Origin of the sequence: Micromonospora sp. NPDC048842 (assembly GCF_040649935.1) — a bacterium.
In the GTDB taxonomy this organism is placed as follows: Bacteria; Actinomycetota; Actinomycetes; order Mycobacteriales; family Micromonosporaceae; genus Micromonospora; species Micromonospora hortensis.
The window spans coordinates 23,507-38,108 of record NZ_JBEZGK010000040.1 but is presented as its reverse complement, the minus strand read 5'-3'; the positions used below and the strand labels follow the sequence as shown (position 1 = coordinate 38,108).

Sequence of the window (14,602 nt, the reverse complement as noted above, 5' to 3'; positions counted from 1 at the left end):
GCCCGCGCCCTCGCTTTGGGGGGCCCCCCCCGCGCCCCCGCTCCCGGGGGGCGCTGGGGGGCGCGCAACGGGGGGGGGGGGGGGTAAAAAAAAACCCCCCCCCCCCGCCGCCGTACCGCTGGTGTCAGCGCCGGTCGACCGGCGGAATGACAGTGGTGGTCTCACCGTCGTCGCTGGTGCGCTGCCCGGGCACCGCACGATCGGTGCCGCCCGTGACCACCTGGGTGGCCTCGGGGTCGGTGCCGGTGCCCACCACCTGCGTGACGTCCGAGTCGGCCGAGCCCCCGACCACCTGAGTCGTGTCGTCGGTCGCGGAAGGCCGGGCCGGCGTCGGCGTCACGTCGTCGAGGGCACCGCGATTGACGGCCTGGGTGGCGTTGGAGCTGACCGGGAAGTGGACGACCTGGGTGGCCTCCGGGTCGGAGGGCCGGGTCACCACCTGGGTGGCGTCGGCGTCGCCGGGCCGGGTGACCACCTGGGTGGCCTCCGCGCCGCTGGTGGTGGCCGACCGGCGGGCGGCCTCGGCCTCGGCGTCGCGGCGACCGGCCCGGTACGCCTGGGCGTGCTCGGCGATCAGCTGCGACTCCTGCTCGGCGCGGGTCAGCCACGACTCCCAGCGGCTCTGCATCGGACGGATCAGACCGCCACCGACACCGACGACGAGGACGCCGCCGATCGTGGCCAGCACGGCGATCAGCACCGGAGTGGTGACCGCGGTGGCCACGCCGATCTGGTTCAGCGCCGCGATGACGCCGAGGCCGAGGATGAACACCGAGGCGATGGTGGCCAGCACCCGACCGTACGACAGGCCGCCGAGCGCGCCGCTGATGATGTCCTTCACCGCGTTGGCGATGGCGGCGGCGACCACGACGATGACGATCGCGACGAAGGCGCGGGGCAGCCACGCGATCACCGCGCCAAGCAGGTCGGAGATCGGGTTCGGGCCCCAGATGCCGAAGGCGAGCTGAAGGGTGAACAGCAGCACCGCGTAGTAGACGAGCTTCGCGACGATGTCACTGGCGTCGTACCGGGAGCGGCTCAACGCACGGCGGATGCCGCCGCGTTCGACGGCGCGGTCGAAGCCCACCCGTTCGAGGACCTTCTCCACGATCTTCAGTACGGCCTTGGCGATCAGCCATCCGGCCACCAGGATCGCCAGGAAGGCGACGGCCTTGGGCAGGAAGAGCATCACCGAGCGGAGAGCGTCGCCCACCGCGTCGCTGACGTTGTCACTCATCTGGTCATTCCTTAAATGGGGCAGCCGGAACGGTCAGCCCCGGACCTACCCCCGACCCGACGCGCGGAAACGCCGACCAGGCGGGGTCGCCCTCCAGACCGGGGTGCTGGTGAGCGAACAGCACGCGGCCGCGCGGATGTGGAGTGCCCCGAACCCGCCCTCGCCGTCGAGGATCTGTACGTGGTGATGAGGTGTGCGTGTTGCGGTGTTACCTGTCCTCGGTGCTGGGCTGCATTGTGCTTGGGGAGTTGAACCCCGCGCTGCCCACCGCGCGCCAAGAAGGGTGCCGGGGTTACAGCCCGGACCTGTGTGTACACGCCTCCACGACGGCTACCTGCTCCACATCGCTGCTGGGGTAGGTCAGTCCAGCAGGTCAGCCTCCCAGTTGGTGCGCTGAATCCGCACCTCGAGCTCGCGGAGCTGTCCGGCGAGCCCGTCGGCGCGTTCCCGAAGCTCGGCGACCGGCAACGCGGCGAGCATCTTCAGCTCGGAGCGGAGCTGCCGGGCCACGTGACCACGGCCGCTACCGGCGGCGGCGTCGGCGGCCGCCGTGATGGCCGCGTGCCGCAGTCGCAGGACGTCCCGCCGGGCCAACGCGTCGGTGAGCGTTCCGAAGTCGTCGACCGGCACCGTGGCGTTGGTCCGGTTGATGCGCCGGATCAGCGTCTCCAGGTTGTCGAGGACCTGGTCCAACTCGGTCATGAGTACCGTGGCGTCCTCCGGAGGTAGCTCGCCCTCCTGGTACCGGGCGCTGCCGTTGATCCGGGTCCGCAGCTGCTCGACCCGTCGTGCCGCCTCGGCGCGTTCGGTCAGCGCCTCACCAAGTTTCATCTTCCACCCCCGAGTCAGCGGCCAGGTTAGCGGATCGTTGATCTTTTCGCCGGCTGGTTTTCCGGCTGCCCGTTGGGGGTGGGCGCCCTCTAGCGCGCGGGCGAGTCTTGGCAATATTCTCCGGAGTACGTGCGGCCACTGGAGCTACTTTTCATCCCCCGCCGTCGGCCGCAGGAGGAGATGCAATGCACGTCGACCATTCCGAAGTGGATCGCCGGACGCTGCTGCGGGCCGGTCTCGGCGCCGCCACGGTCGCCGTCGTCGGGAGCGAACTCGCCTTCCCGGGCGCGGCGCAGGCCGCGCCGGGCACCGACCTGGACTGGATCATCAGCTGTGACGAGTGGGCCGCGCGCCCGCCGAAGGACCCGCTGTCGGTGAGCGCCATCGCGACCAACAAGATCATCGTGCACCACATGGCGTTCCCGAACGTCACCGACTACTCCCGCGAGCAGGCGGTCAAGCTGGCCCACGACTGCCAGGACCTGCACATGGACGGCAACGGCTGGTCGGACACCGGCCAGCACTTCACTGTCAGCCGTGGCGGGTACGTGCTGGAGGGTCGCCGGGGCAGCCTGGAGCGCCTCGAAGCCGGCGACCGACAGATGATCTCGGCGCACTGCCCGGGTGAGAACGGCCGGGCCATCGGCATCGAGAACGAGGGCACCTACGTCACCGAGACGCCACCCGAGGCGTTGACCGACTCGCTGGTCAAGCTCTGCGTCGCGATCTGCCGCCAGTACGGGCTGCACGCTCACGACGTCTTTGGCCACTGGGACTTCCGCACCACCGAGTGCCCGGGCGCGGCCTTCTACCGGCAGTTCCCCGAGCTGCGGCGGCGGGTGCACGCCGCCCTGGGCACCAAGCTCGGTGACGTGCCGGCGCGCCGCTGGCCGGACCTGTGGCGTTTCGTCAACTCCCCCTCGGTCCGGGTGGTGCAGCACCTGCTCGCCTACCGCGGCTACCCGGTGACCGTCAGCGGCACGTTCGACGCCGCGACCGTCGCGGCGGTGCAGGACTGGCAGGCCCGCAACGGCATCGCTGTGGACGTGGACGCCACACTCACCACGCCGACCTGGGAGACCCTGGCGCCTGAGCTGGACCAGCACGCCGCCGGAGCGCCGGTCACGGCCGTGCAGGAAATCCTCGCCACCAAGGGGTACGCGGTCACCGTCACCGGGGCGTACGACCACGCCACCCGGAGGGCGGTGCAGGACCTTCAGGCGCTGCACGGTCTGCCCCGCAACGGCAAGCTCAGCACGAGCACGTGGTGCACGATCGTCGGCGGATCGGTCCGCGAGTCGTTCCGGCACCGCTGAGCGCGTGGTGGCGGTGCGGGGCGCACCCGCACCGCCACCAGACCGGTTCACCGGTTTGATCCGCCGCTCCGCCGGAAAGGTTCCCGGGCATGACCTGGGCCCGTCGAGCCGTACCCGCTGTCGCCGCCGCCGTCGCGGCCCTCGCCGCGCGGGACCTGATCCAGCGCGACCACGCGCTGCTGCGCAACTTTCCGGTCCTCGGCCGGGCCCGCTACCTGCTGGAGACGATCGGGCCGGAGCTACGGCAGTACATCGTGGCCGGCAACAACGAGGAGCGGCCGTTCACCCGCGACCAACGCCGCTGGGTGTACGCGTCGGCCAAGCAGGAGAACAACTACTTCGGTTTCGGCACTGACAACGACATCGAATACACCCCCGGGTACCCGATCATCAAGCACCGCACGTTCGGCCGTGCCGTGCCGCCGTCGTCACCGACCGCCGGTCACGACGTGCGGTTGCCCAGCGCGAAGGTGCTCGGCGCGGCACGGGGACGCGCTCGGGCGTTCCGACCGGAGTCGGTCGTCAACATCTCCGGAATGAGCTTCGGCTCGCTCTCCGGCAACGCCATCACCGCGCTCAACAAGGGGGCGGCGCTCGCCGGCTGTCTGCAGAACACCGGCGAGGGCGGCCTGTCGCCGTACCACCGCAACGGCGGTGAGCTGGTCTTCCAACTCGGCACCGCGTACTTCGGCTGCCGCGACGAGCACGGCCGGTTCAGCCTCGACCGGCTGAAGGACCTGGTCGCCGGCGCACCGGTGCGGGCGCTGGAGATCAAGCTGAGCCAGGGCGCCAAGCCGAGCCTCGGTGGGCTGCTGCCCGGGGCGAAGGTGTCCGCCGAGATCGCCGCCACCCGGGGCATCCCGGCCGGTCAGGACTGCGTCAGCCCGTCCCGGCACGCCGAGTTCTCCGACTGCGACAGCCTGCTCGACTGGGTGGAGTTGCTGGCCGCCGAGACAGGACTGCCGGTCGGCATCAAGTCGGCGGTCGGTGACCTGAGCTTCTGGCAGGAGCTGGCCACCCTGATGCGGGACACCGGCCGGGGTGTGGACTTCGTGACGATCGACGGCGGCGAGGGCGGCACCGGGGCCGCACCACTGATCTTCACCGACTCGGTGTCGCTCCCGTTCCAGCAGGGCTTCTCCCGGGTGTACAAGATCTTCGCCGAGCACGATCTGCACGAACAGGTGGTCTTCGTCGGCGGCGGCAAGCTCGGCCTGCCGGACAACGCCATAGTGGCATTCGCGCTCGGCTGCGACCTGATCAACGTCGGTAGGGAGGCGATGTTGGCGATCGGCTGCATCCAGGCGCAGAAGTGCCACACCGACACCTGCCCCACCGGCGTCGCCACCCAGAACGCGTGGCTCGCCCGGGGCCTGGACCCGACGTTGAAGTCGGTCCGGGCGGCCAACTACCTGCGGACGTTGCGCCGGGACCTCACCAGGGTCGCCGAGGCCTGCGGCGTCGAACACCCCGGCCTGATCGGCACCGACGCCGTGGAGATTCTGGACGGCCGCACCGGCTCCACCCCACTGCACGAGGTGTACGGGTACCGGCCGGAATGGGGGCTGCCCTCGCCCGCCGACCAGACGGAGATCATCCGGCTGATGGTCCCGGAGGCACCCCAGGGCGGCAGCGCCCCGCCCTCCGCCACCGCCGTCGGCTGAGATCACGCCCGCCCAGCCAGCGCGGCCAGTGGTCCCAGGCCCGGGGGCAGCCTGCATGCCGCGGCTGGGCCACTGTCGCTCAGGTCGCAAGCCCCGATCGCGGATCGGCTTGATGACTGTGCGACATCGTGATGACTCACAGTCATCAAGCGTTTCCCCGCCATGTCCGCGAAGCGCCGCGATAAACGCGTGGAGCTGGCGACACGCCGCGTCTATGGTGGCGCGGTGCTGATCAGACGCGAGACACCCGCCGACGTCGACGCCATCCGGGCGGTGCACTCCGCAGCCTTCGCCAAGGCCGACGGCGGTGACGGCGTACCGGTCGAGGCGACCCTTGTCGACGCGCTGCGAGCCGACGAGGGCTGGCTGCCCGCGTACTCCCTGGTGGCGACCGATTCGGACGGCCGGGTGGTCGGGCACGTGGTGGCCACCCGCAGCCGGGTGGGCGGTGCGCCGGTGGCGTTGGGCCTGGGGCCGCTGGGCGTGTTGCCCACCTGGCAGCGGCGCGGTGTTGGCAGCGCGTTGATGCACGCGGTCCTTGGCGCTGCCGACGCGCGGGACGAACCGCTGGTGGTCCTGCTCGGGCATCCCGACTACTATCCGCGCTTCGGGTTCCGGCCGGCCGTCGAGCTGGGCGTCACTCCGCCGCAGCCGTGGGGGCCGCAGTACTTCATGGCTCGGCCGTCGCACGCGTGGCGCGAGTCGATCCGGGGCGAGTTCCGCTACGCCAGCCCGTTCGACGACCTGTGAACCGACCCGCTATCCGCCGCCGGCGCGCCACCGACCTGGACGGCTGCGTCGCAGCGCTCGCCGAGGTTCACCGGGTCGACGGGTACCCGCTGAACTGGCCCGCCGACCCACACCGCTGGCTGCGCGAGCCGCACCCGGCGCGAGCCTGGGTCGCCGTCGACACCGACGCGGCCATTGTCGGACACGTCGCGGTGCATCGGATCCCCGATCAGGTGGACGGGCCGGCCGGCCGGCCGACGGCCGAGGTGGCTCGTCTCTTCGTGGTGCCGAAAGCCCGTGGGTTGGCGCTGGGCAGCGCGCTGCTGGACCGGGCCCGCCAGTGGGCGGACAAACGCGCAACGGACCTGGTGCTGGAGTTGGCCGGCGATGGCACCGCGGCCGCTGCACTGTACGAGCGCGCGGGATGGCGGTGTGTCGGCACCAGCACGGCACCATGGACCGCTCCCGACGGCAGCCAGGTGTCGCTGCGCCACTACGCGCTGCGTCACCGCGCGCCAGGCCCCGACGTCACACCGGCCAGCACCGCGAGGCGACGGGCGAGCCGGCCCGCGGCCTCACGCAGCTCGGGAGGCTCCAGCACCTCCATCTCGTGATCCAGGCGGGCGAGATGCGCGGCGAGCCAGTCCAGGTTGTCGCCGCCGACGACCAGCACGGACCATCCGTCGCGGTCGTCCTCGACCCGCCCCACCTGCGGTGGGACCGCCTCCCGCAACCGCTCCGGCTGGGCGTGCACCCGCACCCGGGCGAGGTAGCGGTACGGCGCACCGGTCACGGCCCGCTGCACGAAGGCGACGGGATCCGGGTGCTCGCGCGCCGGGAAACGCCAGGTCGTCGCCATCGCAGCCCGCATCCGGTCCAGCCGGAACGTCCGCCAGTCGGCGCGGTCGACGTCCCAGGCCATCAGATACCAGCGGCGGCCGGTAGTGACCATCCGGATCGGCTCGACCGTCCGTTCCCGCTCACCAGTGTCCCGGTCGGGGTAGTGGAATCGAACGCGCACGCCGTCCCGACAGGCGCGGGCGAGCGTCACCAGCAGCTCCGCGTCGATCTCGGCGACCGGGCCGATGAGGGTGTCGGTGGAGCCGTGCACCGCCCGTACCTCGGCGCGGAGCCGCGACGGCATCACCTGGTCGAGCTTCGCGAGTGCCCGCAGCGCGGCCTCGCTCGCCCCGGCGACAGTGCCTCCGGAGGCGAGGCGCAGAGACACCGCAGTGGCGATCGCCTCCTCGTCGTCGAGGAGCAACGGCGGCAGCCGGGTGCCCGCACCGAGTTGGTAGCCGCCGCCGACGCCCGACACCGCGTGCACCGGGTAGCCGAGCGTCCGCAGACGCTGCACGTCGCGGCGCACGCAACGGTCGGTGACCCCCAGCTCGGCGGCGAGTTCGGCAGCCGTCCAGGACAGACGTCGTTGCAGCAGCGCCAGCAGGCGCAGCACCCGCTCGGTCGTCGCCTCGACGGTCACCAGTCGATCGTTGCACGGATAGCGGAACAAAACTGTCCGCTATCAGGGAGAGGCTGGGCTCATGACCGACCAGAACAGGAAGCAGGGATTCGCCGTGACCCGCGACGTCCAGATCACGTTCGACTGCGCCGACCCGGCGGGGTTGGCCACGTTCTGGGCCGAGGCGCTCGGCTACCAGGTGCAGGCCCCACCCGGAGACTTCGAGTCCTGGGACCAGGCCCTCGACGCGATGGGTGTGCCGCCGGAGAACCGCAACGACGCGTCGGCGGTGGTCGACCCCGAGGGCTCGCGACCACGGCTGTTCTTCCAGCGGGTGCCGGAGCACAAGCAGGTGAAGAACCGCGTCCACCTCGACGTCCGCGCGGCCCCCGGGCTGGAGGGTGACGAGCGGATGGCGGCCCTGGAGGCGGAGGCCGAACGGCTCGTCTCGCATGGTGCCAAGCGACTCAGTCGGCACGAGCCCACTCCCCCGTTGGGCGCCGGTCATCTCATCATGGCCGACCCCGAGGGCAACGAGTTCTGCCTCGACTGACCGAGCGTTCGCCCAGCTCACTGCCGCACTGACCGGGCGTCATGCGAACATGTGTACGTGTCGCCCGGCGCCAGCATCCTGCACGCCGACCTGGACGCGTTCTACGCGTCGGTCGAGCAGCGCGACGACCCGCGCCTGCGCGGGCGGCCGGTGATCGTCGGGGGCGGCGTGGTGCTCGCGGCCAGCTACGAGGCGAAGGCGCGGGGCGTCCGCAACGCGATGGGCGGCCAGCAGGCGCGCAGGCTCTGCCCCGACGCGATCGTCGTGCCGCCGCGGATGTCGGCGTACACCGCGGCGAGCCGCGCGGTCTTCGAGATCTTCCGGCAGACCACACCGCTGGTCGAGGGGCTCTCCATCGACGAGGCGTTCCTTGACGTGGGTGGTCTGCGGCGGCTGGCCGGGGCACCGGCCGAGATCGCCGAACGGCTGCGCCGGGAGGTCAGCGACCGGGTCCACCTGCCGATCACTGTGGGGGTGGCCCGCACGAAGTTCCTGGCCAAGGTGGCCAGCGGGGTGGCGAAACCGGACGGCCTGCTGGTGGTCGCACCGGACGCCGAGCTGGCGTTCCTGCACCCGTTGCCTGTGGAACGGCTCTGGGGCGTCGGCCCGGTCACGGCCGCCAAGCTGCGCGAACGCCGGATCCGTACCGTCGGGGAGGTGGCCCGCCTCGGTGAGGCGGCGCTGGTGTCACTGCTCGGTGCGGGCGCCGGCCGGCATCTGCACGCGCTGGCACACAATCGCGACCCCCGGGCGGTGCAGGTGGGGCGACGGCGCGGTTCGATGGGCGCGCAGCACGCGCTGAGTCGCACCCCGCACGCCTCGACCGAGTTGGACGCCGTCCTCGCCGGCCTGGTCGACCGTGTCAGCCGACGGATGCGGGCGGCGGGGCGGTCCGGCCGCACAGTGGTGTTGCGGTTGCGTTTCGGCGACTACACCCGGGCCACCCGCTCGCACACTGTGGGTAAGGCGACGGCTGACACGACGCCGCTGCTCGCCGCCGCGCGTGCGCTACTGCGCGCGGCGCTGCCCGAGATCGATCGCCGTGGCATCACACTGATCGGTGTCTCAGTGGGCAACCTCGACGACAACCCGGTGCAGCCTGAGCTGCCGTTCCAGCCGGACCCAGGGTCCGATCTGGACGCTGCGGTCGACGCGGTCCGCGACCGGTTCGGATCAGCGGCGCTCACTCGGGCGGTGTTGCTCGGCCGGGAGCCGGGCGTGGAGATGCCTCTTCTGCCGGACTGACCGATAAGCGTGCGGCGTCCGCGGTCGAGCTGCGATCAGAGACACATCACAGCAGGTCGGCGGTTTAGCCGGCGGCTGACGGGTGACCCTTGTGGGGTACAGCCTGACGAGGGGGGCCCACCATGTCCGACGACACCAGCAACCGACCGAGTCGCACCGCCGAGCGCCCGCACGACGTGACCGACCCGCTGCTGTGGCAGTTGGCGGTCGACGTGCTCAGCGCACACGAGCCGGACGACGAGGGCCAGTGCCGCAACCTCCAGTGCGCCGGGCAGTCCTGGCCGTGCGCGGCCCGCACCGGCGCCGAGCACTCGCTGCGACTGGCGCGCAGCGCGCCCGCCTCGGTCGAGCTGGCCAGCGACGGAACCGACAGCGACGACGTCGACACGGATGGGCGTCGCGACGCGGCGGTACCGGCCCCCCGCTGGGGCTGGAACGCCGGCCCGGTGGCGTCGCACCGAGGGTCGAAGGCGGCCTCCGCGGCGTGAGGGGCCACCAACCCCTGAACTGATCCGCACCACGCAGGCGAGCGCTCGGCCGGTTGTCCGGCCGAGCGTTCAGCTGTCGTGGCGGAGCCACGCCACGATGCGGCGCAGCAACTCCTGATGCCCCGGCGACTCGTACGACCGGACGTCGTGGCCGAGTGCGTTGTAGACGATCCGGCTGCTCCCGAGGGTGCGCGCCCAGACCAGCGGGTGGGTGTCGCCGCCCTCGTCGTGGACGTAGAGGGGCTCGATGTCGAGGCCGTCGACCAGCTCAAGCTCGGTGTAGCGCTCGTCGTGAACCTCGAAGTCCCCGAGCCCGGCGCTGATCGGGTGTTCCACGCCGCTGCGCCGGATGAGACTCTGCCCGATCGGCGGGTGGAAGGTCCGGCCGTGGGCCCAGGCGGCGCCGACCGCGGAACGCCAGCTTGCCAGCTGGGGAAACGCGATAGTGGCGCTGTGCACGGCGAGCAGGCTGCCGCCACGGGCCAGGAAGTCGTCGAGGACGCGGGCGAAGATCTCGTCCTCGGGGATCGGGGTCGTGCGGTCCGCGCTCGCGTTCACCACCAGCAGGCGCGCGCCGCCGAGCGCGACCTCGAGCTGGTCGACGGCTGTCACGATCGCTACCGAACCCTCGTCGCCGATCAGCCGGGCCAGCGTGGCGCTGGTTTCGGCCAGCGGGTGCCAGGGGTCGGCGTGCGGGCCCTCCCCGCTGAAGATCACGGTGTCGACAGACATGCCGGTGCTCCGTTCATCATTTGGATTATTTTCGAAATCACGAAATGAAAGCTAGCATGGCGTCCATGAGAGCCCTGCATCATCCCGATCTCACCTCGGTCGACCTGGCCACCCTGCTCGGCGCCCTGGCCGACCCGGTACGCCTCAGCGTCGTACGGCAGTTGGCGCAGGCCGGCGGTGTCGTCTGCGGCCAATTCGACGCGTTGTCCGAGGTCAGCATTTCGACGCTCTCGCATCACCTGAAGGTCCTGCGTGCGGCCGGCGTCCTCCGTGTCACGCCGAACGGCAGTTTCCGTCGCCACGAGTTGCGGGCTGACGAGATCAACGACCGATTTCCGGGCATCCTTCCCGCGATCATCGCCAACCTTGACCTGCCGGAGCGAGTGGGAGCACCCGCATGACCGACGCCATATCGGCCGGAAAGAACCCGCCGAGCACGCTGGGCCTGTCCGCCGACGAGGTCCTGAGCACGACCCGCGCCGTCCGCAAACGTCTCGACCTGGGACGCCCGGTCCCCCGCGACGTGATCGAGGACTGTCTGCGCATCGCGCTTCAGGCACCCAGTGGCCGCAACAGGCAACGCTGGGACTTCATCTTCGTCGAGGACCGCGAGACCCGGGCGGCCGTCGCCCGTCTGTGGCGACGCGGCCTGATGGCGCCGCCACCGGCGTCCGGTGGCACCGGGCCGGCCTTCAGCCGGATGAACTTCGCCTCCGAGCAGTGGGGCCGGATCGCCGGCAGTCTGGCGCACCTGGCGGACCACCTGCACGAGGTCCCGTTGCTGCTCATCCCCTGTCTACGGGTCGAGTCACGCGCGGAACTGGACAGCGTTCGCGGGCAGGCGGGGGCCTGGGGTTCGGTCATCCCGGCGTTCTGGAGCTTCATGCTGGCCGCCCGGGAACGCGGGCTCGGCACCGCCTGGACCACCAGCCATCTCAGCTACGAGCGGGAGATGGCCGAACTGCTCGGCATCCCCTACGACACTGTCGTGCAGGTCGCCCTCACCCCGGTGGCGTACACCCTGGGCACCGACTTCAAGCCCGGTCCGCGGGCCGACGCGGACGCGTTCGCCCACTGGAACCGCTGGTAATCGGCCACCACCGCGCCCCGCCCACGGCCAGGACCAACAGGGCCACTGACAACAGCGGAAACCAATCTCCGGTACGCGAATAGACAGTGCCCCACCCCGACGTCGGGGTGGCGAGCAGCAACTCCGCGTCGCCGGCGGTGGCCTCACCCAGCATCCTGCCGCCGGGGTCGGTGACCGTCAGCCGGCCGAACGCCGCAGCCCGGACCACGACGAGCCCGTTCTCCACTCCCCGGACCAGCGCCATCCGACCGTGCAGCCATCCATCGGAGGTGAAGTCCAGGGCGGGGACGAGCAGCACCGAGGCGCCCTGCGCCCGATACCCCCGGACCAGACCGGGATGGTCGAGGTCCTTGCAGATCGCGACGCCGAACCGCCCGTCCACGAGCACGTCGCCGTCACCCGGCGTCAACCAGTCTTCCAGGCCCGGGATGAGATGCTGTTTCTCGTACGTCGCGACGGTCCCGCCGGGTTCGAGCACCAGTGCGACGTTGCTCGCCCTGTCCGCCTGATGCCGCACCGCGCCGACGACGACCTGGGCCTCGGTCTGTTGGAGCGCGGCCACGAGCACGGGCATCGTCGTGTCCGTCACGGCGAACACCTTCTCCGGCAGGACGACGATCCGTGCCCCACGGGCGACCAGACCCTCGACCCGCGCGGCATAACGGGCGAGCAGGTCACGGCCGGGCTGCTCGTCGATCGGGAGCCCGTCCTCGGGCTGCCGCAGGGCCACCAGGCCGACGGTCAGCGGCTCGGCCGGGTAAGGGGAACGGCGCAGCGACCAGGCCGACCACCCGCCGGCGCCGAGCAGGAGGACGAGCAGGCAGGTGACCGCGGGCCGGGGGCTTGGGCGCAGGGCGGCGAGGGCTATCGGGACGGCGAGCAGCAGGTAGGTGACGCCCCAGACGCCGGTGAGCGCGCTCAGTTGGATCACCGGCCGGACGTCGGCCTGGGTGTAGGCGAGGCTCCACCAGGCGCCGTGCGGCAGCAAGCGGGACGCGGCGTACTCCCCCAGCACCCAGAGCGAGGGCACGGCGAGGACGGCGAGGGCGGTTCGTCCGCGCAGCAGTAGTCCGCGGGCGAGCAGAACCGTGCCGGTCGCCACGACGACGCCGAGCAGGACCACACCGGCGACCACGGGAACCGGTAGTCGCAGGGTGCCGAGGTAGTAGCCGAGCACGCCGCCCTGACCGATCGACCAGGCGAGGGCTGTCGCGAGGAGCGCTGTCCTCGGGCGTACCCGCGTCGAGGCGAGGATCAGCGGGAGCGGGGCGAGCCAGGTCAGCGCCGGGACCGGGTGCAGGCCGGTGCCGCCGAGCCAGAGCAGGCCACTCAGGAGCGTGGCGAGGATCGTCATCATCCGTCGAGCGTGCGGCGCGGGCGGCCGGAGCGGATCGCCGTGCGAGCCGGGATCGATCTGGTCCCGTGGAGGGAGGCGTCGGCGAGCCGGGTCGGACGATACTGCCGACGTGAAGCGGTACGTCAATCTCGCCGTCACCGTGGCCGCCGTCGCCGCGACCGTGCTGCCGGCGCTGGCCGGTGGGCCACGTGCGTGGTGGGTGCTGCCGCTCGCGGTCGCGTCGTCGGTGCCGGTGCTGTGGCGGGACCGAGCGCTGCTCCGGGTCGCCCTCGTCGTGGGAGTCGCCACGACCGTCTCGGCCTCGCTCGGCGCGCCCCCACTGCTGCCGGTTGGACCGCTCGTGTGCCTCTACACGTTCGCGGCGCGGGCCTCACTGCCGATCCGCCTGCTCGGCATCGCGCTCACCGCCGCCGGGCTGTTGGTCTCGCTGCTCTATCCTCGCCCGGACGTGGAGGTGCTGCGTTACCTGTCGGTCGCCTACCTCTTCGCGTACGCGCTGGGCACCAGCACGCGGGCCCGCCGAACCCAGGCCGCGGCTCTCGCCGAACGCGATCGTCGTATCGCCGGTGAACGTGCGGCGGCGGTGCTGCGCGAACGCACGCGGATCGCCCGCGATCTGCACGACATCCTCACCCACGCGGTAGGCGTCATGATCGTCCAGGCGGAGGCGGGTCCGCTGCTGGTCCGCCACCAGCCGGATCGCGCCGATGCCACGTTCGCCACTATCGCCGCCACCGGTAGGGACGCTGTCGTTCAGCTCCGCCGCGCGGTCGGCAGCCTGTACGAACCCGCCGACCAACCACTCGACCAGCCGGGTCTGGACCACCTTCCCGTCCTCGTCGAGCGGGTCCGGGCCGCCGGCCTCGATGCCGTGCTCACCGTCTCGCCGTTTGGGGGTGCCGTCGAGCCCACGCTCGCACCGCCCTCGGACGTCGGGGTGGCCGCCTACCGGATCGTGCAGGAGTCCCTGACCAACGTGGTGCGGCATGCCGGGGCCCGGTCGGTTCGCGTCCGGCTGGACCACACGGCGCACTCGTTGACAGTGTCGGTCACCGATGACGGCCGCGGCCACCGGGCGGCCGAGACCGGCCGCCCCGGGTACGGGATCGTCGGCATGCGCGAGCGCGCCCACGCCTGCGGTGGAACCCTGCACACCAGCCCGGCCTGCGACGGCCACGGCTTCACGGTGACCGCTACCCTGCCGCTGTCGGCACCGGCGGTGCTCTGATGCTGCGTGTCGTGCTCGCCGATGACCAGGACCTGTTCCGGGCCGGGTTCGCCACCATTCTCGGCGCCGAGCCGGACATCGAGGTGGTCGCCGAGGCCCCCGACGGCGCGGCCGCCGTGCGGGCCGCCCTGGAACTTCGCCCCGACGTCGTGCTGATGGACATGCGCATGCCCGTCCTCGACGGCGTCGCCGCGACCCGCCAGGTCTGCGCGCTCACCCCGAGTCGGGTTCTCGCCCTGACCATGTTCGACACCGACGACTACCTGTACGCGGCCCTGCGGGCCGGGGCCAGCGGCTTCCTGCTCAAGGACGCTCCCCGAGCCGATCTGGTGAACGCGGTTCGTGTGGTCGCCGCCGGGGACGCGCTGCTCGCTCCCGCCGTCACCGCCCGGGTGATCGGCGAACTGCACCGGCGCGGCCATCCGGACCCCGTCCGGGCCGCCGCGGTGACCGCTCTGACCGCCCGCGAGACGGACGTGCTGCGCCTGATCGCGGCCGGTCTGTCCAACGCCGAGATCGCCGCCCACCACCACCTCAGCGAGCACACGGTGAAGACCCATGTCGGCAACCTGCTCACCAAGCTGCACCTGCGCGACCGCGCCCAGGCGGTGATGATCGCGTACGAGTCGGGTCTGGTGATCCCCGGTCACTGACGTGACCGGCCGGCGGG

The 14,602-nt window shown here is 71.6% G+C and carries 16 protein-coding genes; 11 read left to right on the top strand and 5 right to left on the bottom strand.

Features of this window, described 5'->3' with window-relative positions; genetic code table 11:
* Positions 1 to 124: 124 nt before the first annotated feature.
* Both AB0C19_RS32410 and AB0C19_RS32405 read right to left on the bottom strand, forming a co-directional pair.
* Positions 125 to 1,237, bottom strand: a complete 1,113-nt coding sequence (locus AB0C19_RS32410; protein ID WP_357191545.1) for a hypothetical protein — start codon at positions 1,235 to 1,237, stop codon at positions 125 to 127.
* A 360-nt stretch (positions 1,238 to 1,597) separates the two neighbouring features.
* Positions 1,598 to 2,068 carry a DIP1984 family protein gene (locus AB0C19_RS32405; RefSeq protein ID WP_357191543.1) on the bottom strand — a complete coding sequence of 157 codons (471 nt, stop codon included), beginning with the start codon at positions 2,066 to 2,068 and terminating at the stop codon, positions 1,598 to 1,600.
* A 206-nt stretch (positions 2,069 to 2,274) separates the two neighbouring features.
* On the opposite strand from AB0C19_RS32405, the gene AB0C19_RS32400 reads away from it, so the two are divergent.
* The 4 genes from AB0C19_RS32400 to AB0C19_RS32385 all read left to right on the top strand — a co-directional run bounded on the left by AB0C19_RS32400 (position 2,275) and on the right by AB0C19_RS32385 (position 6,391).
* Positions 2,275 to 3,384 carry an N-acetylmuramoyl-L-alanine amidase gene (locus AB0C19_RS32400; protein ID WP_357191541.1) on the top strand — a complete coding sequence of 370 codons (1,110 nt, stop codon included), beginning with the start codon at positions 2,275 to 2,277 and terminating at the stop codon, positions 3,382 to 3,384.
* Between the two features lie 89 nt (positions 3,385 to 3,473).
* Positions 3,474 to 5,048, top strand: a complete 1,575-nt coding sequence (locus AB0C19_RS32395; RefSeq protein ID WP_357191539.1) for an FMN-binding glutamate synthase family protein — start codon at positions 3,474 to 3,476, stop codon at positions 5,046 to 5,048.
* A gap of 225 nt (positions 5,049 to 5,273) precedes the next feature.
* A complete protein-coding gene (locus AB0C19_RS32390; RefSeq protein ID WP_357191537.1) occupies positions 5,274 to 5,798 on the top strand; it encodes an N-acetyltransferase in 525 nt (174 codons plus the stop codon).
* A complete protein-coding gene (locus AB0C19_RS32385; protein ID WP_357191535.1) occupies positions 5,795 to 6,391 on the top strand; it encodes a GNAT family N-acetyltransferase in 597 nt (198 codons plus the stop codon). The genes AB0C19_RS32390 and AB0C19_RS32385 overlap by 4 nt, the downstream gene beginning before the upstream one ends.
* On the opposite strand, the gene AB0C19_RS32380 is transcribed toward AB0C19_RS32385, so the two are convergent.
* Complete coding sequence (locus tag AB0C19_RS32380) at positions 6,283 to 7,260, bottom strand: YafY family protein (RefSeq protein ID WP_357191531.1); 978 nt, start codon at positions 7,258 to 7,260, stop codon at positions 6,283 to 6,285. The two genes, AB0C19_RS32385 and AB0C19_RS32380, sit on opposite strands and share 109 nt — an antisense overlap.
* A 61-nt stretch (positions 7,261 to 7,321) precedes the next feature.
* On the opposite strand from AB0C19_RS32380, the gene AB0C19_RS32375 reads away from it, so the two are divergent.
* The 3 genes from AB0C19_RS32375 (at position 7,322) to AB0C19_RS32365 (ending at position 9,525) form a co-directional block, all read left to right on the top strand.
* Positions 7,322 to 7,792 (top strand): VOC family protein, encoded by a 471-nt coding sequence (locus tag AB0C19_RS32375; protein ID WP_357191529.1) that lies wholly within the window; start codon positions 7,322 to 7,324, stop codon positions 7,790 to 7,792.
* 57 nt (positions 7,793 to 7,849) lie between these two features.
* Positions 7,850 to 9,037 (top strand): DNA polymerase IV, encoded by a 1,188-nt coding sequence (gene dinB / locus AB0C19_RS32370; protein ID WP_357191526.1) that lies wholly within the window; start codon positions 7,850 to 7,852, stop codon positions 9,035 to 9,037.
* 122 nt (positions 9,038 to 9,159) lie between these two features.
* Complete coding sequence (locus tag AB0C19_RS32365) at positions 9,160 to 9,525, top strand: hypothetical protein (RefSeq protein WP_357191524.1); 366 nt, start codon at positions 9,160 to 9,162, stop codon at positions 9,523 to 9,525.
* A 69-nt stretch (positions 9,526 to 9,594) separates the two neighbouring features.
* On the opposite strand, the gene AB0C19_RS32360 is transcribed toward AB0C19_RS32365, so the two are convergent.
* Positions 9,595 to 10,257: a ThuA domain-containing protein gene (locus AB0C19_RS32360; RefSeq protein WP_357191522.1), complete on the bottom strand. Its 663-nt coding sequence runs from the start codon at positions 10,255 to 10,257 to the stop codon at positions 9,595 to 9,597.
* A gap of 65 nt (positions 10,258 to 10,322) precedes the next feature.
* On the opposite strand from AB0C19_RS32360, the gene AB0C19_RS32355 reads away from it, so the two are divergent.
* Both AB0C19_RS32355 and AB0C19_RS32350 read left to right on the top strand, forming a co-directional pair.
* Entirely contained in the window at positions 10,323 to 10,658 is a 336-nt protein-coding gene (locus tag AB0C19_RS32355; RefSeq protein ID WP_357191520.1) for a helix-turn-helix domain-containing protein, read from the top strand.
* Positions 10,655 to 11,347: a nitroreductase family protein gene (locus AB0C19_RS32350; RefSeq protein ID WP_357191518.1), complete on the top strand. Its 693-nt coding sequence runs from the start codon at positions 10,655 to 10,657 to the stop codon at positions 11,345 to 11,347. Before AB0C19_RS32355 ends, AB0C19_RS32350 begins: the two co-directional genes overlap by 4 nt.
* Here AB0C19_RS32350 and AB0C19_RS32345 read toward each other — a convergent pair.
* Positions 11,292 to 12,704: a nitrilase-related carbon-nitrogen hydrolase gene (locus tag AB0C19_RS32345; protein WP_357191515.1), complete on the bottom strand. Its 1,413-nt coding sequence runs from the start codon at positions 12,702 to 12,704 to the stop codon at positions 11,292 to 11,294. The genes AB0C19_RS32350 and AB0C19_RS32345 overlap by 56 nt on opposite strands.
* 109 nt (positions 12,705 to 12,813) lie before the next feature.
* Between AB0C19_RS32345 and AB0C19_RS32340 the strand changes: the two genes are divergently transcribed.
* Entirely contained in the window at positions 12,814 to 13,932 is a 1,119-nt protein-coding gene (locus AB0C19_RS32340) for a sensor histidine kinase (protein ID WP_357191513.1), read from the top strand.
* On the top strand, positions 13,932 to 14,585 hold the full coding sequence (locus tag AB0C19_RS32335) for a response regulator transcription factor (protein WP_357191510.1): 654 nt from the start codon (positions 13,932 to 13,934) through the stop codon (positions 14,583 to 14,585). The genes AB0C19_RS32340 and AB0C19_RS32335 overlap by 1 nt, the downstream gene beginning before the upstream one ends.
* Positions 14,586 to 14,602: the final 17 nt, after the last annotated feature.